This window comes from Methylobacterium sp. J-043 (assembly GCF_022829505.1).
Taxonomy (GTDB): Bacteria; Pseudomonadota; Alphaproteobacteria; order Rhizobiales; family Beijerinckiaceae; genus Methylobacterium; species Methylobacterium extorquens_A.
In genome coordinates this window covers 1-19,613 of sequence record NZ_JAKSYB010000034.1, presented here as the reverse complement: position 1 = coordinate 19,613, position 19,613 = coordinate 1, and the positions used below count along the sequence as shown (strand labels likewise).

At 64.7% G+C, this 19,613-nt stretch carries 16 protein-coding genes and 5 pseudogenes; 9 read left to right on the top strand and 12 right to left on the bottom strand.

Going from position 1 to position 19,613, the window contains the following annotated elements; genetic code table 11:
• The first annotated feature begins 222 nt into the window (after positions 1–222).
• Positions 223–477, top strand: coding sequence for a helix-turn-helix domain-containing protein (locus MKK50_RS06810; protein ID WP_499021291.1), 255 nt, complete (start codon positions 223–225; stop codon positions 475–477).
• Positions 478–714: 237 nt separating this feature from the next.
• Here MKK50_RS06810 and MKK50_RS06805 read toward each other — a convergent pair whose 3' ends face one another.
• From MKK50_RS06805 to MKK50_RS06785, 5 genes are all read right to left on the bottom strand, one after another.
• Positions 715–900 carry a hypothetical protein gene (locus MKK50_RS06805; protein ID WP_499021289.1) on the bottom strand — a complete coding sequence of 62 codons (186 nt, stop codon included), beginning with the start codon at positions 898–900 and terminating at the stop codon, positions 715–717.
• 24 nt (positions 901–924) lie between these two features.
• The gene (locus tag MKK50_RS06800) at positions 925–2,421 is read right to left on the bottom strand and encodes an exodeoxyribonuclease VII large subunit (protein ID WP_499021287.1); all 1,497 of its coding nucleotides are present in this window, start codon (positions 2,419–2,421) and stop codon (positions 925–927) included.
• Between the two features lie 29 nt (positions 2,422–2,450).
• Complete coding sequence (locus MKK50_RS06795) at positions 2,451–3,356, bottom strand: hypothetical protein (protein WP_499021285.1); 906 nt, start codon at positions 3,354–3,356, stop codon at positions 2,451–2,453.
• A gap of 354 nt (positions 3,357–3,710) precedes the next feature.
• Complete coding sequence (locus MKK50_RS06790) at positions 3,711–5,582, bottom strand: hypothetical protein (RefSeq protein WP_499021589.1); 1,872 nt, start codon at positions 5,580–5,582, stop codon at positions 3,711–3,713.
• 62 nt (positions 5,583–5,644) lie between these two features.
• Positions 5,645–6,034 carry a hypothetical protein gene (locus MKK50_RS06785; RefSeq protein ID WP_499021614.1) on the bottom strand — a complete coding sequence of 130 codons (390 nt, stop codon included), beginning with the start codon at positions 6,032–6,034 and terminating at the stop codon, positions 5,645–5,647.
• A gap of 37 nt (positions 6,035–6,071) precedes the next feature.
• Here MKK50_RS06785 and MKK50_RS06780 point away from each other — a divergent pair, with 37 nt between their 5' ends.
• Complete coding sequence (locus MKK50_RS06780) at positions 6,072–6,299, top strand: hypothetical protein (RefSeq protein WP_499021611.1); 228 nt, start codon at positions 6,072–6,074, stop codon at positions 6,297–6,299.
• On the opposite strand, the pseudogene MKK50_RS06775 reads toward MKK50_RS06780, so the two are convergent.
• Together MKK50_RS06775 and MKK50_RS06770 are read right to left on the bottom strand one after the other, a co-directional pair.
• Positions 6,192–6,419, bottom strand: a pseudogene (locus tag MKK50_RS06775) (relaxase/mobilization nuclease domain-containing protein); the annotation flags it as partial. The gene MKK50_RS06780 and the pseudogene MKK50_RS06775 overlap by 108 nt on opposite strands.
• Before the next feature lie 182 nt (positions 6,420–6,601).
• Positions 6,602–6,910 carry a plasmid mobilization protein gene (locus MKK50_RS06770; RefSeq protein WP_499021283.1) on the bottom strand — a complete coding sequence of 103 codons (309 nt, stop codon included), beginning with the start codon at positions 6,908–6,910 and terminating at the stop codon, positions 6,602–6,604.
• 629 nt (positions 6,911–7,539) lie between these two features.
• Here MKK50_RS06770 and MKK50_RS06765 point away from each other — a divergent pair.
• Both MKK50_RS06765 and MKK50_RS06760 read left to right on the top strand, forming a co-directional pair.
• Positions 7,540–8,316: a hypothetical protein gene (locus MKK50_RS06765; protein WP_499021282.1), complete on the top strand. Its 777-nt coding sequence runs from the start codon at positions 7,540–7,542 to the stop codon at positions 8,314–8,316.
• 1,213 nt (positions 8,317–9,529) lie between these two features.
• Entirely contained in the window at positions 9,530–10,114 is a 585-nt protein-coding gene (locus MKK50_RS06760) for a hypothetical protein (protein ID WP_499021280.1), read from the top strand.
• Between the two features lie 138 nt (positions 10,115–10,252).
• On the opposite strand, the gene MKK50_RS06755 is transcribed toward MKK50_RS06760, so the two are convergent.
• Positions 10,253–10,804, bottom strand: coding sequence for a tyrosine-type recombinase/integrase (locus tag MKK50_RS06755; RefSeq protein WP_499021278.1), 552 nt, complete (start codon positions 10,802–10,804; stop codon positions 10,253–10,255).
• A gap of 926 nt (positions 10,805–11,730) precedes the next feature.
• Between MKK50_RS06755 and MKK50_RS06750 the strand changes: the two genes are divergently transcribed.
• On the top strand, positions 11,731–11,910 hold the full coding sequence (locus tag MKK50_RS06750; RefSeq protein ID WP_499021275.1) for a hypothetical protein: 180 nt from the start codon (positions 11,731–11,733) through the stop codon (positions 11,908–11,910).
• A gap of 531 nt (positions 11,911–12,441) precedes the next feature.
• On the opposite strand, the pseudogene MKK50_RS06745 reads toward MKK50_RS06750, so the two are convergent.
• Positions 12,442–12,920: pseudogene (locus MKK50_RS06745) on the bottom strand (IS3 family transposase); the annotation flags it as partial.
• A 31-nt stretch (positions 12,921–12,951) separates the two neighbouring features.
• A pseudogene (locus tag MKK50_RS06740) lies at positions 12,952–14,135 on the bottom strand (IS3 family transposase).
• A 785-nt stretch (positions 14,136–14,920) separates the two neighbouring features.
• Here MKK50_RS06740 and MKK50_RS06735 point away from each other — a divergent pair.
• The 4 genes from MKK50_RS06735 (at position 14,921) to MKK50_RS06720 (ending at position 18,955) form a co-directional block, all read left to right on the top strand.
• Positions 14,921–15,657, top strand: a protein-coding gene (locus MKK50_RS06735) for an IS5 family transposase (protein ID WP_499021587.1) whose coding sequence is annotated in 2 segments (ribosomal slippage) — positions 14,921–15,250 and positions 15,253–15,657 — 735 coding nt in all. Because the reading frame shifts where the segments join, the coding sequence is not laid out codon by codon here.
• A 36-nt stretch (positions 15,658–15,693) separates the two neighbouring features.
• A complete protein-coding gene (locus MKK50_RS06730; protein WP_499021273.1) occupies positions 15,694–16,686 on the top strand; it encodes an IS481 family transposase in 993 nt (330 codons plus the stop codon).
• A gap of 169 nt (positions 16,687–16,855) precedes the next feature.
• Positions 16,856–17,661, top strand: a protein-coding gene (locus MKK50_RS06725; protein WP_499021272.1) for an IS5 family transposase whose coding sequence is annotated in 2 segments (ribosomal slippage) — positions 16,856–17,387 and positions 17,387–17,661 — 807 coding nt in all. Because the reading frame shifts where the segments join, the coding sequence is not laid out codon by codon here.
• 490 nt (positions 17,662–18,151) lie between these two features.
• Positions 18,152–18,955, top strand: a complete 804-nt coding sequence (locus MKK50_RS06720) for an ABC transporter permease (RefSeq protein WP_499021271.1) — start codon at positions 18,152–18,154, stop codon at positions 18,953–18,955.
• Positions 18,956–19,328: 373 nt separating this feature from the next.
• On the opposite strand, the pseudogene MKK50_RS06715 reads toward MKK50_RS06720, so the two are convergent.
• Together MKK50_RS06715 and MKK50_RS06710 are read right to left on the bottom strand one after the other, a co-directional pair.
• Positions 19,329–19,472, bottom strand: a pseudogene (locus MKK50_RS06715) (IS5 family transposase); the annotation flags it as partial.
• Between the two features lie 16 nt (positions 19,473–19,488).
• Positions 19,489–19,613 (bottom strand): annotated as a pseudogene (locus MKK50_RS06710) (IS630 family transposase); the annotation flags it as partial.

Genomic DNA, 19,613 nt, shown 5'->3' with positions numbered 1-19,613 from the left:
GACCTGCAACCAGGCGTGACCGGATCAAAGGGTGTCCTCGCCAAGGGCACCTGGTGGCAATTGAGGAAGAAATCGGCGGCGTGACCAAAGGCCTATGTCGCGCAGTCGAGGCAATTCTACGGGGCGGTCGGGCAGGACCGCAGCAGCCTTCCGTAGTCTGATGGCATTCACGCGACCGGAGCCCGTCTACGGGCAACGGCTGAACGCTATCGGACCGACAACATGCCCGAAATCAATTCCAGCACCACTTTGATCAAATTTGTGACTATCGACGAGCTCGCTTCAATTTTTGGAGTTTCACGTTCAACGGTGAAGAACTGGCGCGCTCGCCGAATTATCAACCCGTGTGTAGCGATTGGGGGCGTCGTTCGCTTCGATCCAGCCGAATGCAAGCGTAAACTTGCTGAATTTGGAGGGAAAACCTCAAATCAGAGATTGAAAAAGGGCGTAATACAAAATAATAAATCTATATCATAAAGTAAATATCGTATTATTGATTACATTCGGGGGTAGGTCTAGAATCTCCTGAGAAAGTCCTCATGCGCTCCATCACTGGGAGAAGCCTACATTCAACCTATCCAGAAGTGGCTCCGCGTTCCCGGGATTTTGGACCATGCCCATACCTGTGCGGCAGGGGCTCCGCCAACTGACCTCTCGGTGCGATCGCGCTCAAACGCCGCCGATGAACTCTCATCGGCGGTGATGCTGTTTCCGTTACGCGCTGCGGCGGCGCAGCTCGGAGATCCGCGCGTTCAGCACGGCGCGTAGATCCTGCACCTCGGCATAGGCGGCTTCCGCTTTCTCGAAGGCGGCCAGACCATCACGGCGGATCTCCTGGGTCAACGCTTCGATGCGCTTGACCGCGGCCAGGAAGCTCGGGGTCTCGGGGGGATGGGTCATGGTATCGGTGTCCTCGTTCGATGTTCAGTGAGTGGTAGAAGACAAGGGTTCGACCCGGACGGGTACGGCACCGTCCGGGAATTGCAGCAGCAGCGGCAGGCCCGCTGAGAGATCCTGGGCGCGGGTGACGAGGCAGCCCGTGTCGGTCGCGATCACCAGCACCAGTGCCTCGCTTAGGAGGGCGTCGTCCTCGGTGTCACCGGGAGGACCTACTTCGACGGGCTCGGCACTCGGTTCTTTCCGCGCGATCCCGTCTGCTGCCGCGCTCAATCCCGACAGCAGACTCTGCTCGACGGCCCGATCGAGCTGTCGCAGGCGCGCTTCGGCCGCGGTGACGAGATCCTGCAGCGCCGCGTCGAAGGCGGTCGTGGCTCGTGCCAGGGCGATGCGGCCGGCCGCCCCGAGATCCTCCTCGATTGCAGCCTCGAAGGCGGCGAGCGCCCGCTCAGCCCGGACCCCGGTGCGCTCGACGAGGTGGCGCACCAGCATCGCGGCCGCTGTCGGAGTCGGCTCAGAGCGCGCTGCCACTGCATCGAGGGCGGTGCGCGGCGTACCGGCATGGCCGAGGCCCACGATCAGGTTCGGCAGTCGATCAGCTGTCGCGGCGCGCGCAACCGCGTAGCTGTTGAGCGGACGGAAGGCTTCGATCGGCCCACCGCCGCGGCAGACCAAGGTCGCCGACAGTCCATACTCGGCATGCAGGCTCGCAACGCGGGTAAAGGCTTCGACCAACGTGCGCTCGGCCCCGGCACCCTCGAAGTTGGCCCACACCCGGTGGAGGCGGAGGAGGCCGGCTCCTTCGAGCGGCTGCAGCACATGCTCGACGTCGCGCCGCGCCTCGCCATGCTCTGAGACGACGAGCGCAACCTGATGGAGATCCTCCGGTTCGACCCAGCTGTCCGGCCCGAAGCGGGCTCCCTCGAGCCTCAGCCGCTGCAGCGTGCACTCGCGCTCGAGTTCCGCTCCGAGCGGGATCTGCCCGAGCGAGAGCAGGGCCATGAGCTTGGCCTGCACGCCGGCTCCGCGGCCGAATCGCTGACGCAGGCCGGTGCGCAACTGAACCGCGATGGTACGGTTGATGAGGTCAGCCGGGTCGAAGTTGGCACCGCACTCAGCCCGGATCCGGGCAAGTTCGGGACCATCGAGTCGGACCTTCATCCGCGGTGGATCGTGGCTGAGGCTCGCCTGCGCTTCGCCCAGCAAGAGCAGATAGCTGTTGGGACCGGCTGTTTCCGCGGTCAAGACGCAGGCCCGCACACTGTGTTCGCCGCGCAAGCGTTGGCGCAGCCAGCCGATTAGGTCGCGCAGTTCGTGCACGTCGTCGGGGAGTGAGTCGGGTTCGTGTGTGCCGCTGCGGTGGTGGCGGACGCCCAGTGGCGCGTCGCCGTCCGGATGAGGCTGGTGTGGCGGCGTGTCCCTCCACCCGGGTAATCGATGATGTCGCATGGTATCTGTCCGTGTCATTGTGTGAATGGCGGGGGCGGGCGGCATGGCGGGGGCGGGCGGGCCGGCGGCCGTCATGCGGTCGCCGGACCGGGAGCGGCAGAGCGTCAGTCGAAGAGCGCTCCGTCCTTGGCTGGCTGGTCCTCGGCCGCCGGTGCCAATTGGAGTTCGCGAGCGATCGCCTCCAAGCGAGACCGGTCAGCCTGGCGCAACTCGCAGCGCAAAATCTCGATCAGCAGCGCGGCGAGTTCGGGTGCGGTGTCGAAGCTGCGGAAGGCGAGCCCGTCGAGCAGCGTCACCGGCCGCGTCCGACGCGTCAGGATCGGCACCGGGAACTCGCATAGCCGCTGCGCCAGCCCCGGGTCCGACAGGGACCGGAAGGCGAAGCCCGTGCCCGGTTCGACGATCATCGCGTCCAGCGTGCCCCACTCATATTGATCGAGGGCGGCATCGAGAGCGCGGTGAAGCGCTGCCACCGAACCCGGCTCCTCGAACGCGAGCGGGTGGCGGATCAGCGCGATCATTCCGAGTTCGTGCCAGCGAGCGAGACCGTCCGCGATCGCGTGCGGCGCGCCGTCGTCCGGCTCGATCAAGAACACGCGGCGCAATCGGCGCGGCATCGGTAATTCGCGCTGTCGTTCCCATATGCCGTTGGCGTCGAGCGCCTCTCGCGCCTGCGCGTCCCGCTCGGCCCAAGCTCTCAGCATTAGCCCGCGATCCAGGCCGATGATCCGCCCGGTCAAGCCGAGCAGCGGATCGACGGTGAGCGTCAGCAGAACGGTGTGATCGCCGACGAGATCTTCCTCGTGCAGCTGAATGCCAGAGACCTGTTCGACCTGCTGGGTGAAGTCAGCGGACATGAAGGCGGTGAGCCGACCGCTGCGGGTCGGATCGAGCGCCTGGAGGTCGAACAGCCAGCCGTCGTGGTGCCGCCGGGGTCGGCTCGCCGTGGCGCGTACCCACAAGCCGGTGGGCTCGAGTGGGCAAGCGGCCGCGTCCGCACTGGCGGGCATGTCGTGATGTGTCATTTCTAGAGGTCCGTTGTCGGAGGAGAGGTCGAAGGAGCCTCGCCGATGCGAAGCGGACGCTGTCTCAGCGCCGCCCTGCCTCACCCGTCCTTCCCGGGATTTTCAGCGAAAGTGCCTTCGCCCTTTCCCCTTCGATCCCTGCTCTCCAAGCACCCGAGCAACGGCTTGGGTGCGCACGTCTTTCTCCGTCTTTCGTGATATCCAACGCAGGCGCACGCGTGCTGTTGGGGGCCTGTGTCCAAGGCATCGCGGCGCCGAGCGACGAACGCTGGTGCGTTCCGCCTCAAGCCGACGCTGCCCTCGGGTGCAGCGCGTCCACAATCCCTCTGAGCGCCGATCTCACCGCTCCCCCAGGCCGTCCGGATCACCACGGCTGTTCCTCGATCTCCTGCGTGTCGTACCCAACTTGGCTTCGCTCCTTGGCGGGTGAGGCACCGGTCCGACGAACGGCGGCACAGGCGAGGGTGTAGGCTTTGGCTTGTCCGGCCGCGCGCGCGCCTTCACGGCCTGTTCCAGCTCGGCCCACATCGCCGGTGTCGCTCGGTCGAACGCCCAGCAGCTGTCGGCCTCGTCACGGAAGGCATGGGCCGCCGCGCGCCGGCCATAGCCGGTCCAGGCGCGACGGCCGATGCGCGGAACACCCGGCGCACAGGCGGTGACGAGGGTGGCGATTGCAGCTTCGCTGTGCCCGGTGCTGCGTAGGCGGCGGGCAATCAGCGCGTCGACCCGCGAGGGATCGGGCCAACGACCCTGCCAGCGCGCGAGCAGGTCGGCGCGGTGGGCCCAGTACAGCGGCGCGTCGGTGAGCGACGCGCCATCGTCCGGGTCCGCGCCGCGGCCGAGGCGCGAGCCCGGACCGAGCCCGAAACGCCGGGCGAACACACCAATGAAGTGCGAGATGAGACGGCCCAGCCGCTCGCAGATTGATCCCGTCGCGGTCACGATCCGCGCGTAGATGCGGGGGGCGTGACGCTCCGCACCGGGCAGAGCGGTGCCTGGGCGCTCGGCCGCGTCGATGCGCAGGCCGAAGCGCGTGCGGCCGAGGCCGAGGCTGAGCCGGAGATGCTCACGCGCCTCGGCCAGGGCGGCCTGTTCGTAAGGCCGGTTCCGGTTCGGTGCGGTGAGCACGACCTCGTGGCGCCCATCCCGCCGGTCCAGCACCAGGGCTGGAGCGAAGCCCGCCGCCTGCAGTCGGCCGACATCCTCGAGGCGTGCCCCCGAGAGCACGACGTGATGCCGCGCGTCCGAGAAGGGCGTCAGATAAATGGCACTGTCACTCCCGGCCGCCCTCTCCAGCGCCGACCGGCCGGCAGCGATCCCGACCATCGGACGCGGCGTCAGTTGCACCAGCCGATCGGGAACCGGTCGATGCCGTCCGTTCTGATCGGAGGAAGCCGGTGAGCGGGTGCGCTCGGCCACGACCCGGTAGCACTCGGCCTGCATCCCCGCGTCATAGAGTGAGAGCAGGCCGGACAGGTCCGAGCCGCTTGCTGCCGGCTGTCGCACCGGAGCGAGGCGCGGCAGCGGCTTGCCGATCCGCCGCGCCAGCGTGCGGGCGTTCGGGGCGGCGCGCGGGGCCGGGCCGACGACAGCGGCTTTCAGTAGAGGCGCGATGTTCAGTTCCGGGTAGGTCGCGTCGTACGTCTCACGCGCCGCACCTGCAGCGGTCTGCGCCTGCCGGGCGACGGCGAACAGCGCCGGATCGATGCCGGGCGCGGCGCGCGGCGACGGGACCGCCGGTGCCCGGCGATGGCCCTGCGGCAGTGGCGCACCGTCACCTGCCGGTCCCGGCTGGAACGGGCCGAAGCGCGTCTCCAAGCGGGCCCGACTGGCCGCGCGGCAGCTCGAGGCCTTCAGCACGATCCCGTCGACGATGAACACCGCGCCCGAACCCTTTGCAGCGTAGGCGATGCCGTGTTCGGCGAGGCTCGTGTGCAGGTCGGCCCACGATCGGGACCGCGTCGCGATCGGACCGGCGATCTCGATCACCCGCCGCGCGGCGCTCTCCTCGCCGCGGTACACTTCGGCTCTCGCCGCTCCGGCCGGTAGGGCATCGCTCGGCTCCACGCTGCGCGCGAGCAGCGGCGCGGACGCTGCCGCGCGGTGGGCTTGCCGGGCGCTGACCGCCGCGACGAGGCGGGCGCGGGCCGCTTCCGGCGTCGGTGCCGAGACCGCGCGCAGCCGTTCGATGACCCGCTCGGCCCTGACCACGTCCGGATCGGCACCGGGATCGAGCTGCCGGGCCGCGGCGGCCCGAACACGCGCGGCGTGGCTCAGGCGGGCTTCGGCGAGTCGGCGGACTGCGCGGGCCTTGTCGTTGCCCGCACCAGCCTGTCGTAAGTTTCGTCGCACCGCGTCTGCAGCCTCTGCACCTGCGTCCCCAGCGTCTGCATCTCCAGACGCAGGGCCTGCATCTCCAGGCCATGCCCGTCCTGTCCGGTCCGGATCTCGCCAACGACCGCCAGCACCGTCCGGAGCAGATCGAGCACCTTCGCCTGTCGCTCGATCGTCAGCAGTTGCCCCTCCGAGATCGCCGCCAGCGGGTCCGCTTCCTCGTCGCGTTCCCGCAGCATCTTCAGGATCTCGCCCGTGTCCTGATGCGCGCCCGCGGCCTCGCAATGCGCGCCGAGCGCCTCCCGCGCCGCTCGCTCGACCCAGGGCATCGTCGGTGCCCCGCCCGTGTGTCCGGTACCGGATGACATGCTGCTCTCCTGTGTGTTCCTCGATAACTTCGAAGTGCGCGCCAAGCTCGCGCTGCCAGCCCTGTGCGTGCTCGATCCGGGCGATCCCGCGCCCGATCGCGTTATGGAAAAAGGCGACTGGAGTCGGCCTGTCCGCATCCGGTGCGACGCGCGAGATCAGCGCGTGCAGGTGTTGGTTGCCGGACCCGCCGAGATGCAGGGTCCAGATCACTTGATGACCGCGTAAGCCGGTCTCCTCGAGCAGGATCGCGAGCGCCTGTTCAATCTGTGGAAGCGCCGGCTGCTCGCCGGCCCGCCACGACAGCACGATGTGCTCGATCGAGCTGCGGGCGCGGGGAGCGCCCATCGCGCTGGCGATCATCTCCGCGACCTGCCCCGATCGCGTGTCGGCGATCAGGTGGAGCTGGCCCTGAGCCAGCACATCGCCGCGCTCCACCCCGCCTGCGCCGCCGTCGATGTACGCAGCCAATTGCACCACTTGGCTGGCGACCGATGCGCCGTCGCCGCGCCTGGGCATGCGCTTGCCGATCACGACGGCGCGGCCAGCTGCGCGATGGCGCGGCGGATGTCGGCGAGCGCGAGGCGTCCCGCTTCCGCCATGCCCGGCGTGCGAATGGCGAGCTTCGCGAGCCCTCCCAGCCGGCGCAGCTCCCGGATCAGTTCGCCATCGACCTGTGCGGTGATGTGCAAGCCGAGCAGCCGCTTTCGGGTGAGCGCAGCAAGCGTCAAGCCGGCAGCCTGCGCCTCGCCGAGGAGACGCTCGTACTCCTCCTCCGTGAGCCGGATCCCGACCTGTTGAGTCAGTTTCCGCGTCTCAGATCCCCGCTGGCCGGGCATCGGTGATTTCCTCGTCTGAAAGCTTCGTGGGCGTTCGGGGATGGGGTCCGGGGGGCTCGCCCCGGCAGGCTGAAGGGAAGGTGAGAAGCGTCAGCGCCGAACGGCCCCGTCTCGTTGCGGCCCGCGCCCGGCTTGGCCGGCGCGGATAGCAAAGAGCATCCTGCCCGCCTCTTTCTCCCTGGGACCGTCCTTCTGGGTAGACCCGGTGAGCGACAGCGATGACCGGCCCATCCATGCACGGACAGCGACGGCTAGGCTCGCACACCCGCGGCCCTGCTCCGGCACCATCGCCCCACCTGGGGCGCGTACATCGGCATCTACGTAGATCGACACAGGCTCAACTCCGCAGCTTCGACCGCCTCGCGCCCGCTCTCCAGGCACAGCGCAGGTTCAGGTGCAGGATAAGCGCAAGGCAAAGCTTGATGTCAAATATGCTCGATTCGCGAATAGCGATTCGCAAGCTCCGAGATGATGGTGAGACCAAAATTTATCGACCGAATCGGTGTGGACACGTTGCCAAAGCTTGCAACAAGCGCGACCATACGCGTGTCGGGTCAGCAGCCAAACGGTCCGACCAGCCCCACCACCAACCCGTGAGACATGCGATGACCAAAGCCCGAACCCGACCGATGCCGATCCTGCCCAGCGAGATGGACGCCAACCGCGCGGCCCTCGCCGGTCTGAAGCGGGAGACACCGCTGCCGCCACCGGAGCGGATGACCACGGCCAAAGCGGTGGCCGAACTCGCGCCCGAGATCCGGGCGCTGCTCAAGGCGGGGCATTCGCTCGACGAGATCGCCAAGCGCCTGATCTTCGGCGGGCGCTCGCTGAGCGCGCGGCAATTGCAGCGCTACCTCACCGAAGCTCAATCGCATGCGGCGAAGAAGAAGGGTCACACGGCCAAGAACCCGACGCCGCCCGCGAACCGGGGTGCGACAGGCCCCGGGTCACAGGAAAGGTCGATCGTCGTCCCATCGACACGCGCCACCGGCGCGCAGCCGGATCTGCCGCCACGCGGCACGGCCACGCCCGTGACGGCAGCGCCAGTCGGCCCCAGCGTGGAGGCTCAGGCTCGGGGGACGGCAGGTCCACTGTCAGCCCCGCTCCTCAACACCCCGGGCAGCGTCGCGCCGACCGGTCCGGCCACCCACACGGCGAACCCGGCGACGGCTGCCGGTCCGGCTCTGGCGAAGCCGCAAAGCACGGCCTCGCCGGCGATCGACAGCCTTTCCGTGTCGGAGGCACAGATACGGTCGATCAACATGCTGACGCGAACCGCACCTGCAAGTGCGAAGGTCGATCGTCCGCGCGAGACGAACATCACCTGGAGCGGGATAGGCACCACGACCCCAGCACGAGACGATGCTCAGGCCCATGCGCGGCCCGAGCCCGGCACGCTGCTCTGAACGATCGTATGACCGTCGTTCTGCCCGCGGCGCGATCCGCCCTGGGCAGAGCTGCCGTCAATGCTTCCCGCTGCTGACGCCGATGAGGCAACGGCCCTGGCCTCACGGCAGCGGACATGAGGCAACGCGGCCAAGACGTTCCTGGCCGCGACATCCTGCGATCTCGAGTGGCGCTCCTCTCCAGGCGCGCTACCGGATGTCATCCCAAGCGGACGAATCTACCGTTGTCGTTCGGCAGGCTCGTTCGCAACCCCGGCAACTCTTCCGACGCGGCGTCTCCCATCCGGAGACCTCCCGCGTCCGACATCCCCACGGACCTCCGTCCCGTTGTCCTCACGGGCGATCGCCCGACCGGACCGCTGTTTCTCGGCCAGTTCTGCGGCAGCCAGCGCGATCGCGTCATCCTCTGGCAGGGTACGATCCACTCGTGCCGATCGCCGACGCACCGGGGGCTCACCGAAAAAGCCGACGATCCCGAACGTGTCACCCGCGACACCATCGACCTCGCCCGCGACGATCCCGCCGTGGCAGCGATCCGAACCTCACCACGATCGACGAGCCATCAGCCCTGGCGGCGCCGTACACCGACGCCAACCACCTGCGCGTCGATGATCCTGGGTGGGGCGAGGGCGATGTGGTGTTCCCAATCGCGACACGGTCACCGAGCCGGAGGTGCACGATCACCGCGGCGGTCTCAGCGACATCGCGGTGAGGCAGCGTTTGGAGGCCGTCCTGCTCGATCTGCTCGCGATGCTTGGGCCGAACGACAGGACGACGTCCACGACATCCTGCGGAATGGGACCCGTCGCGCCCGTGGCGTGACATCGGCAAGGTGCGACACCATCGAGGACGTCCTCGGTCTGTACCACGTCGCCGCGTAGCGGATGCCCATCCTTCGGCCTATGGCAAGCGCGAGCCGCGGGTGCGACGGGGCAACCGATCGCGCTCGTTTCGCGTGCCTCATCGACCCTACAGCCAGGTGAGGCCGCTTGTTGCCGACCCGCGACGGTCAGCGGGCAGGACGACAGGGATGATCCGGTCGGGTGCGAGCGCGTGACGATATCGTCACGAAACTTCGGTTTCGGCCGCAGCGCCGGAACCCGAGATCTGTCACGCATTGCATTACGAAAAGGGTCGGCGGCAGCCCTGGCGCCCCGTCACGGAATCGGTCACAAAAGATGGGCGACGCTCACTCTTGCGGAGACAGGCCATCTTGTCTGGCACGATCAAGCCGTTCCAGTGCGATGCGGTGACGAAGAACGGGCTGGAGAGCCTTTGTGACGAAATGCGATCGGAGTACGCGCGCCACCTGAAGGAGCGGATCGACCCGATCTGCGAACGATACAGGCGGGCCGTGGCCAACCGGCTCAGGAAAAGAGCGTCGATCCTCCAGAGGGGTGAAGACTTAGCTTCGGCCCCTCCCGGCATAGAGAGCGTCACGGTCACAGCCAACATCGTGACTTATCGGGAGCGACAGCGCTGGCCGTTCGTCGTCGTCTATCATCGGCGTGCCTACCGGGAGTACGGCCTCGGCGGCGTGTTGTGGCTGATGCGGAGCCTGAGCCGTGATACGAAGGCCCCGAAGCTCTCGGCCGTGGTGCTGCTGATGATGACGCGGCCGGACGATTTGACGCCCGGCGTGATCATGCGTTGGATCCGACAACTGGAGGGCGAGGGCCTTCCCGTTGCGCCGACGATGAAAAGACCGGGGCGTCGGGCGCTCGGGGTGACCGCGATGACGCCCGCGGAGCGGCAACGCCGGCATCGAGTGCGGAAACGGACGGCGTCCGACAAGTAGCCTCGTACCGCTCGGGACCCGCGGCCGGAATGATCGTGCGGCCATGCCGGACCGCGCGATGCACGGCATGACGCAGCCCGCGCTCCCGCCGCGCGGCCTCCGAAGGGTGCGACGGAGCGCGGTTCTTCGGCAAAAGCGCTACCACATCCGGGCGGCGAACTCGCGTTCCTCGGCTCCCAGCACGTCGGCGTAGATGGCAGTAGTAGACAGGCTGGCGTGGCCGAGCCAGCGCTGCAGCAGGGTGAGCGGCACACCGGAGCGCAGCGCGTGGACGCCGAAGGCGTGGCGCAGGCCTTTGGGCGAGGCGGCCGATGCGCTCACGCCCACTTCCCGCATCACCGTTTTGATACGCTGCCAGGCAGTGCTGCGGCTGATCGGCCAAAGCTGCTGCTCCGACGGTCCGATGTCGTGCACGAAGTCGAGGATAGCCATGACGCCCTCGGGCACCGGCACGTCACGCATGACGCCCGTTCGACGCTTCTTCAAGCAGTGCAGGCTGACGATGCCACCGGCTTGGTCGAGATCGGCGTGGGTGAGGGCCAGGGCCTCGGAGATGCGGCATCCGGTATAGGCTAGGATCAGGCAGAGGGTGAGGTTCTCGGGCGGCTGACGGGATGCGGCTGCGAGGAAGCGGGCGCGTTCGTCGGGGGTGAGATACTTGCGCCGACCTTGCTCGGTGTGAAGCGACATGCGGGAGGGGCCGGGGCGGCGGGTGGAGCGGTCCCTCTCCGCGCTTCCCGTGGGATTGGCGACGCGGTGGGAAACAGCCCGGCCGGGTGGCCGATCATGGAGCCGTGACGGTCGGCCCGACAAGCCGGATAGAGCTGATGTGTGAGCCATGGCGGCGCGTCCTCGCACGCGGCTAAGCCGGTGCCTGTGTGACCAGAATTGCCAATTTTGTTCGGCGCCGCCCTCGGAGGCGCCTGATGCGCTCTGTGGCGGGATGCAACGGCCGCGCTTGTACCGCAGCCCATCAGGCTTACGCAAGCAAAAACGCGTTAAAAATCAAAGGACGACAGAATTGGCAATTCTGTTCGGCGCCATGATGCTTGTGTAGCGCCGGCAAGAGGCTGCGTAAAGATCAATGTGTGCCAACACACGCGATTCGATACTTTCGGCTGCTTTCTCTGATCGCCGGGCCAGCCTCGCTCGCCGGGTCGCACATGATATCCAACGCAGGGCTAAGCCTCTGGCGAACATTCTCTATTTTTCGTGAAAAGATATCCAACGCACCTGCCAGTGCAGTCTCCTCTCATGCAAAGCTGCCTCCCTGCGTTGGATATCGCAGCGATACGAATGGTGATGTCCAATGCGGGCTACCGACGTCGCAGGCCGCTGTCGTGGGATGGCCGCTCCGGGGCCGCAGCTGAGACCCTGGACGACGAACCTCAGTTGGTGCGGCCGGCGCCGCGATGAGGCGAGAGCCGACCCCGGAAAGCTTCTCCGTCTGCGTCGCCCTCGTCCTAGTCACTTACCTGTTTGTCCTGATGGTCGGTGGCTGGCTCGGCTGATCCCTGTCGTACCCCTCAACCTGCAGATCCCAGCCCATGTCCGAGAGCCGTCGCTCCTCTTCGCACCCTCGCAGGTCCCGGTGGCGGCTGCGTCGCGCTGCCGACATGCTCCTTCCGGGCGAGCGCATATCGGACCTCGCTGTCTGGGCCGTAGTGATGCTGCTGGCTGCTTTGCTGCTGATGTTCGTGGTGCGTGAGATCCGCGACGGCGTGCTCACCGGCTGCCCGGGATACGATGGCGTCACGCACAAGCGGGAGGCTGAAGCGCTCTGTGCAAAGCCCTGACGTAACCAGCACCATTCTGAAAGCTCGGAAATATGTGCCCTGCTCGCTGAACGCGGTCGAACATGCTCCTGTGATCCCAGCAACGGCTTCGAAGCTCATTGGAAGCAGGAGCGGCGGGAGTGAGCTGGACCGATTTTGGTGGGAAAACTCGGAGCCGGTCCGAAGTAGCACCAAGACCGGCGCCTGCCGGAGAAAATCCTGCTGCTGCGCCGTTCAGGATACGTTGCGATCGTGGCATCGCCTGATTGATAAGAGAAACATATTCTCCGACAACCTGTGTTGAGCAATGCTTGGCGCGCCGCATGAGAGTTTTTCAACAAAATCGACCCATTGCAGACCATCGAGCGTAATGGACCAAAAGTCCGCTCAGTAGGAGTAAGCCGACCTGTAGGTGGCGGCTGCGACATCATCAGGTCCGGGCACGTTGGCGACCGCAACGTTCCATCGCGCGCAGTCGCCGTTCCCGGCCGCCACCGCCCCGAGGCGGCAAGGGTGCATGTCAACGGCGGGACCGCCCACTTCGTGGTGGTTTAGCATCCGGAACGGACGTCCGTCGAAGATGCGGTCGGACATGAGGTTCATCGCCCAGACCTCGTTGGGTCCGCCAATCGCCGGTCGCCCCTGGCGATACCGCCAGGCCCGCTTGCGCTTGGGCAGCTTGGACCGGATCGACAGCCCCTCGTCGCGGTAGATCCGGTAAGTGCGCTTGTGTTTCACCTTCCAGCCCTCCCGTCGCAACAGGATGTGCAGCCGCCGATAGCCGTAGTGCACCCGCGCGGCGACCAGCTCATTCAACCGCATGCGCAGCGCTACCTGAGGGTCCGAGCGCTTCCTGTAGCGCTGCGAAGAACGGCCGAAGCCGGTGGCCTGGCAGGCCCGACGTTCGCTGATGTCGTAGGCCGCCTGCAGGTGGCTGGCGACCGCACGGCGAGCGGCGGGCCTTACCACTTTCGCTTCAGGAAATCCTGCAACAAGGAGCGATCCAGCATCAGATCGGCGACCAGCCTCTCCTGATCCTCCCCTGATTCCACGGACACTGGGTTAGCTTGCGTTCTGCTCGGCCTGCTCGGGTGTGATGTAACCGAGTGCCGGGTGGATGCGCTTCCGATTGTAGTAGCCTTCGATGTAGGCGAACAAGTCGCATCGGGCCTCATCCCGGGTCGCCCATCGTCTCTGGTGAACGAGTTCGACCTTGAGCGTGTGGAAGAAGCTTTCCATGGGAGCGTTGTCGTAACAGCAGCCCGTCCGGCTCATGGACGGCGTCGCCTTCATGTCGGCGAGCTGTTGGCGATAGGCCTCGGCAGCGTATTGGCTGCCGCGATCCGAGTGGCAGATGAGGCCGGCCCCCGGTCTTTGCCGTTGTGTCGCCATCATGAGGGCAGCCTGCGTCAGCTCGGTCCTCATATGGTCGCGCATAGACCAGCCGACGATCTTGCGGGTGGCGAGATCGAGGACGGTCGCCAGGTAGAGCCAGGCCTCACCGGTGGGCAGGTAGGTGATGTCGGCAAGCCAGACCGTGTTAGGTAAGGCGGCCAAGAACGACTGTTTGAGGAGGTTGGGCGCGATCGGCAGGTCGTGCCGGCTGTCGGTCGTGCAGGGCCGGAACCGACGCCCAGCTAGGGCCCCGGATGCCATGGCGGCGCATCAGGCGCTCCACCCGCCCACGGCTGGTTGTTCGTCCCTTAGCGCTCAGGGCCGCATGCACTCGCGGTGAGCCGTAGCGCCTATGATGCCCGGCATAGATACGCCGGACGTCGTCGAGGAGCTGACGGTTCGACACCGACCGGGCGCTCTCGGGACGTGACAGCCAGCCGTAATACCCGCTGGGGGAGACTTCGAGCACGCGGCACATGAGACGCACCGGCCAGGTGTTCGCATGCTGCTCGATGAAGGCGAACGTCACTTGGGCATCTCCGCGAAGATGCCGATCGCTTTTTTAGGACGTCGCGCTCCATGCGCGTCCGGTCGAGTTCACGCCGCAGACGGGCGATCTCGGCTGCCTGATCGGAGGGGGAGGCCACCGAACTCGCAGGGGCGGCTCCCGGTGATCCGGCTGCCCGCGGTGGGGAAGAGCCTCCCATCAGCGCCGTGCGCCACTGCCTCAGCATCGAGGGTTGGATCCCGAGTTCAGCCGCGACCTGCATCTGTGGTCGGCCGCTACCTTCCAGCAATGCGACCGCCTCGCGTTTGAACTCCGGGGTGAACTCACGTCGCGTCTTTGCCATCAAACACCTTCCCCGCCCGCAAGGAGCGTATCAGAGGTGTCCGTGAAATCGGGGGAGGATCAGTTCGTTCGTGAAGCGTTTGCGAGGCATGGCATCGACCCTCTTTCAGGGTTCAGGATGCCCGAAAAACTTGCGCTCAGCGTGGACCAGTTTGATGGGTCAGGGTCACTTTGGGCTAGCTCAGCCCTATCGAGTTCGAAAACCGTGCCCAATGAGCTTAGGATGGTGTCCACCAAACCGGCAGCAGGCTAGGTGGTGATTGCCGCATGAAGCCGGGGAAGACATCCTGTTCGGTTTCTTGAAGGCTTTCGCCGGCATTCAACCATATCCATCAGGGCATTGGAGATTGCCCGCCGAAGCGTTTGATGCGGCTTCCGCGAATGGTGACAATCACCCGCGGAAGCCTAAGCCGGAAAGGTAATCTGGGTCGCCTTTCGGCCTGGTTCGCAGATAACACACATTCAGTGGAACCGCACCAGAAGCTTACGCCTTACGCGCCCGTGCGAGCAGGCTCTCGGCATTGGCGACGACGGAACTCGCCCAGCCGTGACCGGCGACGGCCGCGGCGAGATTTAGGCGGTAGCCGTTGGCGATCGGGTGGGGGCGGCGGCAGCGGGATCCGCGAGGTATACCTCGACCGTGGCGTTTACCTCGTAGTCGGCGACGGCCTTGGCCTTGAAGAGATCGCTGACGGGCGGGGAGGAGTCGGGCATGGGCTAGGCTCTGGACCCATAAATTTGGCTTGGCATGAGTGTCCGTGATCCTTTGTGATGAAGGAGGACCGGATGGACGAGTTTTGGCTAACGGACGCACAGTTTGCGAAGATTGAGCCGCACTTGCCGACAGATACGCGAGGCAAGGATTGCGTCGATGGCCGTCGGGTGATCAGCGGCATCATCCACATGCTGAAGTCGGGCGGGCGTTGGGCGGATGCGCCACGCGAGGTTTATGGTCCGAGGAAGACGCATTACAATCGTTTCGTGCGGTGGGCGGCCAAGGGGGTCTGGACCGATCTGTTCGAGACCCTGGCCAAGGCTGGCGGCCCACCCTCGCAGGTGCTCATCGATTCCTCGGCCGTGAAGGCGCATCGCTGCGCATCCGGCGGAAAAGGGGGGAGCACAATCAGGCCATCGGCCGTTCGCGGGGCGGGCGCACGACCAAAATCCATGCGCTCACCGACCGGTTCTGCCGCCCGCTTGCTTTACTGCTGGCAGGCGGACAGGTCGCGGACTGCAAAGCAGGAGCCTTACTCCTCGAGCGTTCGCCCCGGTGCCGCATCCTGCTCGCCGACAATGGCTACGACAGCGACGCCATCCGCCGGCAGATCGAGGCGACGGGAGCCGCCCCCAACATCCCGCCGAAATCCAATCGGCGCTGGAAGCCGTGCTTCTCGCCAGTCCTCTACAAAGGTCGCAACGCCATCAAGCGCATGTTCGGTCGCATCAAGGACTTCGATCGCGTTGCCGCGCGATACGACAGGCTCGTAACCAACTATCTCGACGTGTTTGATCCCAGGGTTTGAAGGTGCACTCTTCACACTGGAGTGGAGGGACGCGCTATGGGCCAGGTTCTTTACGGCAGCGCCACGACGACTGAGACGATCCGTCGAGCGATCCAGCATCGTCAAGCGAGCCTGAGGGCGCTCTCGAAGCGCTATGGGATCAACCCGAAGACGGTCGCCAAGTGGCGCCAGCGGACCTCGGTCGCCGACCAGCGCACCGGTCCAAAGGATCCGCACTCGACGGTGCTGTCACCCGAAGACGAAGCGGTGGTGGTCGCCTTTCGGCGTCACACGCTCCTGCCGCTGGACGACTGCCTCTACGCGCTGCAGGCCACGATCCCGCACCTGACCCGCTCGTCGCTGCATTGCTGCCTGCAGCGCCATGGGATCAGCCGATTGCCGGAGGTCGATGGCGACAAACCCAAGCGGTCGCGCTTCAAGGCCTATCCGCTCGGCTACTTCCATATCGATCTGGCCGAGGTTCACACGGCCGAAGGCCGGCTCTACCTGCTCGTCGCCATCGATCGTACGACCAAGTTCGCCTTCGTGGAATTGCACGGACGAGCGACGCGGCGAGTTGCCGGCGACTTCCTACGGCATCTCATCGAGGCCGTGCCCTACAAGGTGCACACGGTGCTCACCGACAACGGCACTCACTTCACCACGCCGGGCAACGTCGCTTCAGCTGCCTCCATCATCAGGGAAGCGATTGCAGCCAGCGAGACCTTCCAGGCCCACAGCTTCGAGGCCGCTTGCGCCCGAAACGATATTGATCATCGCCTGACAAAGCCGCGTCACCCCTGGACCAACGGTCAGGTCGAGCGAATGAACCGCACGATCAAGGAAGCCACGGTCAAACGCTATCACTACGACAGCCACGAGCAGCTCCGCGCTCATTTGGCCGACTTCGTCAGTGCCTACAATTTTGGCCGCCGCCTGAAGACCCTGCGCGGTATCACGCCCTACGCGGCCATCTGCAAAGCATGGTCCGCCGAGCCCAGTCGCTTCAGGTCAAACCCGCTCCACCAAATGCCGGGACCAAACATCTAGGAGGCCTTCACCAGCCTCGCGGCAAGCTTTATCACCATCAACCAGATCAGGCGGTTCTGTTAGGTGCTCTTAAACCCCGTTTCATAACGGGGTGTCGGTGGCTGTCTTGGGGTGAGCGGCGAGCATCGTCAGCGTTGGGAGAGTATCTGACGCTCACCCCGGAACACCGATGTGGACACCCGCCGCCCGCGCCGAGCTCTCGCGCGAGAGCCTGCCTTATGCAAGTTGCCTGACTGGTGCCGAGTGGGCGCTGATCGCCCCGCTCCTGCCCCACCCCTCCCATACCGGTCGTCCGTGGCGCTGGCCGCTGCGGGCGATCCTGGATGGCATTCAGTACGTCCTGCGAACCCGTTGCGCGTGGCGGCACCTTCCCCTCGACTTTCCGCCGTGGTCCACGGTTCACTGCTGGTTCCTGCGCTTGTCGAAGACCGGCGTGTTCGAGCGCCTAGCCCACGCCCTGACCCTGGCCGACCGAGAACGCGCCGGGCGCGAGGCCAGCCCGACCGGTGGTATCCTCGATGCGCAGGCCGCCCGCTCGGGCGGCGTCGGCGTCAAGGGCGAGCGCGGCTACAATCTGGTCGGGCGCAAGCGTCACGCGCTCACCGATACCGACGGCCGCCTGCTCCTGGCCGCCGTCTCGCCCGCCAAATTGCGTGACAGCCACGGAGGCGTCGCTCTGCTGCGCGCCTCGCGTCGCCTCTGCCGTTCCTGGCCCACTGCTTTGCCGATCAGGCCTACCAGGGGGACCGGGTCGGCAATGCCACCGCCATCACCGTCGAAATCGTCAGACCGGAAAAGGGCCAGAAGGGCTTTGCCGTCCAACCCCGACGCTGGGTCATCGAACGAACCTTCGGCCGGATCGCCCGCTGCCGCAGGCTCGCTCGCGACTACGAAGCCACCCCGTCATCAGCCCTCGTCTTCTTAATCCTCGCCGCAGCTATGATCCTCGTCAGGAGATTGGCGCGAACCTTATGAAACGGGGTCTTAGTCGAGAGGCAGCGAATGCATGACTGGCCGACGCCGCGCCGCTCGCTCACCCGTGCGCTTCCTGAACTTAATGAACGAGGGCACGTCACTAAGTAAGTGTCAGAGTTTTTGCGAGAATGTCCTACAGGATGCGCATTTCGAAGCTGAGATCAAACATGATACGCTTGATCTTGCTGCTGAATTCTTGAGAAGATTCAGCTAGCACAACACTTCCACGATCGATATCCCGATTTTTGCCTGCTTCAACCTGAAAACGGTCTGCTTTTCTTCACGTCTCGGCTTCCCCATCAGGGCTCACAAACTGGAAAACTTGCAATTCAGGCCTGACCAAAGCGACGGAGGGACGTCAATGGCGGCTGCAGTTCCAACAGCCTGAAACATTCGCCGCCGTTCAGTTGCCTCGGAACATCGGCACCCTCATTTTCGTCGCTATCTTGCGCAATTGCTAAAACCAGAAGCGCCCCCGAAGACGGACACCATGGCCGCCGACGTTGAACTACCCCGAGGCAATCCACAGTCATTGCAGCGCAGCGATGTTTATCTCCGCGTCATCAGCGCCTTGATGCTGCGCGACATGCGGAGCCGCTTCGGTGGAAATTACTGGGGCTACTTAGTACAAGTTCTTTGGCCATGCGCTCACATTGCCATCATTGTTGGCGCAATGACTTTCCGCGGCCTCAAATCACCGATGGGCGACAGCTCAATGGTGTTCGTCGCTACAGGCGCAGTGCCGGCCCTTGCCTTCCAATACATTTCTCGCGAAGTCATGAAGGGCTATCTAATTCATAAACCTCTGACCTATTTTCCGCAAGTAAAAAAATTTGATACAGTCGCCGCTCGCGCCCTTGTCGAGATTGTAAGCAGTTTTTTAGGCGTGATGCTTGTATTTATAGGGTTGATTTCTTTTGATTGCGATCCGGTTCCACTTGACCTGTTCACCACTATTACAGGATATCTCGCAGCTATCGCCCTGGGAATTGGAGTAGGCAGTATCAATGTTGGTATTTGCTCTGTATTTCCTGGATACGTACTCGCTTACATATTGATTTCATTGATTGTATATATGTCTAGTGGAATTTATTTCCTGGCATGTTATATGCCAGACGAAATCTACGCAGTTATGAAGTACAATCCGGTCACGCAAATTATCGAGTGGGTTCGATTGGGGTACGATCCAACGCTACCTATTCAGGTTGACTATTTGTATGTATTAGGCTGGATATTCGGAAGTTTAACAATAGGTCTTCTGATGGAACGATATATCGTTCGAGCGCAAGGGTAACAGGATGCCGTCATTACAAGCGGTGCTTTCATCCATCTGCGTAGCTATGTGTCTATGGTTTCTAAATGCAACTTTTTTATCTGCGCGACAGGGTCAGACAGGGCGCGCCATTTTCTACTTGCTTATCGCAGGCTTACCCTTTGGTGCCGCCGCTATGTGGGCAGATTCGCGGCAAGCACCGGAGGAGCCTGGAGCCCAACGTCGAGCAGATAATGGCCGAGCTATAGGAGGAGCGACCGTCGTGCCCGAAGATAGTGTGCCACAATAGGCCAGTCGATGCATCGGCGGACGTGTTCTCAGAACTTATGTGGTTGCGCATTGTTGAGTGGCGATGTTTCCTCAGCCGAAGTAGACAAATAATCACTAGGTCCTGTCATCGCTTGATCCAGTCGGTGGTGTCAGCGAGGGAGAGGACGCTGGCGAAGCTGACGGCGGTTTTCTCGTAGCGGGTAGCGACCGTGCGCCACTCCTTGAGGCGCGCTCAGACCCGCTCGACGATGTTGCGGTTGTTGTAGATCTAGAGCTGTTGCCGATCATGTTGGATCGTATGCGTCGTATCCAGCTGCGGCGAGGCAGTTGCGGCAGGCCCTTGGCGTGAGGGTGTCGAAGGCGGATCGGATGGCCGCTTTCAGATCTGGAAGCGTCCGAGCGGCGGCTT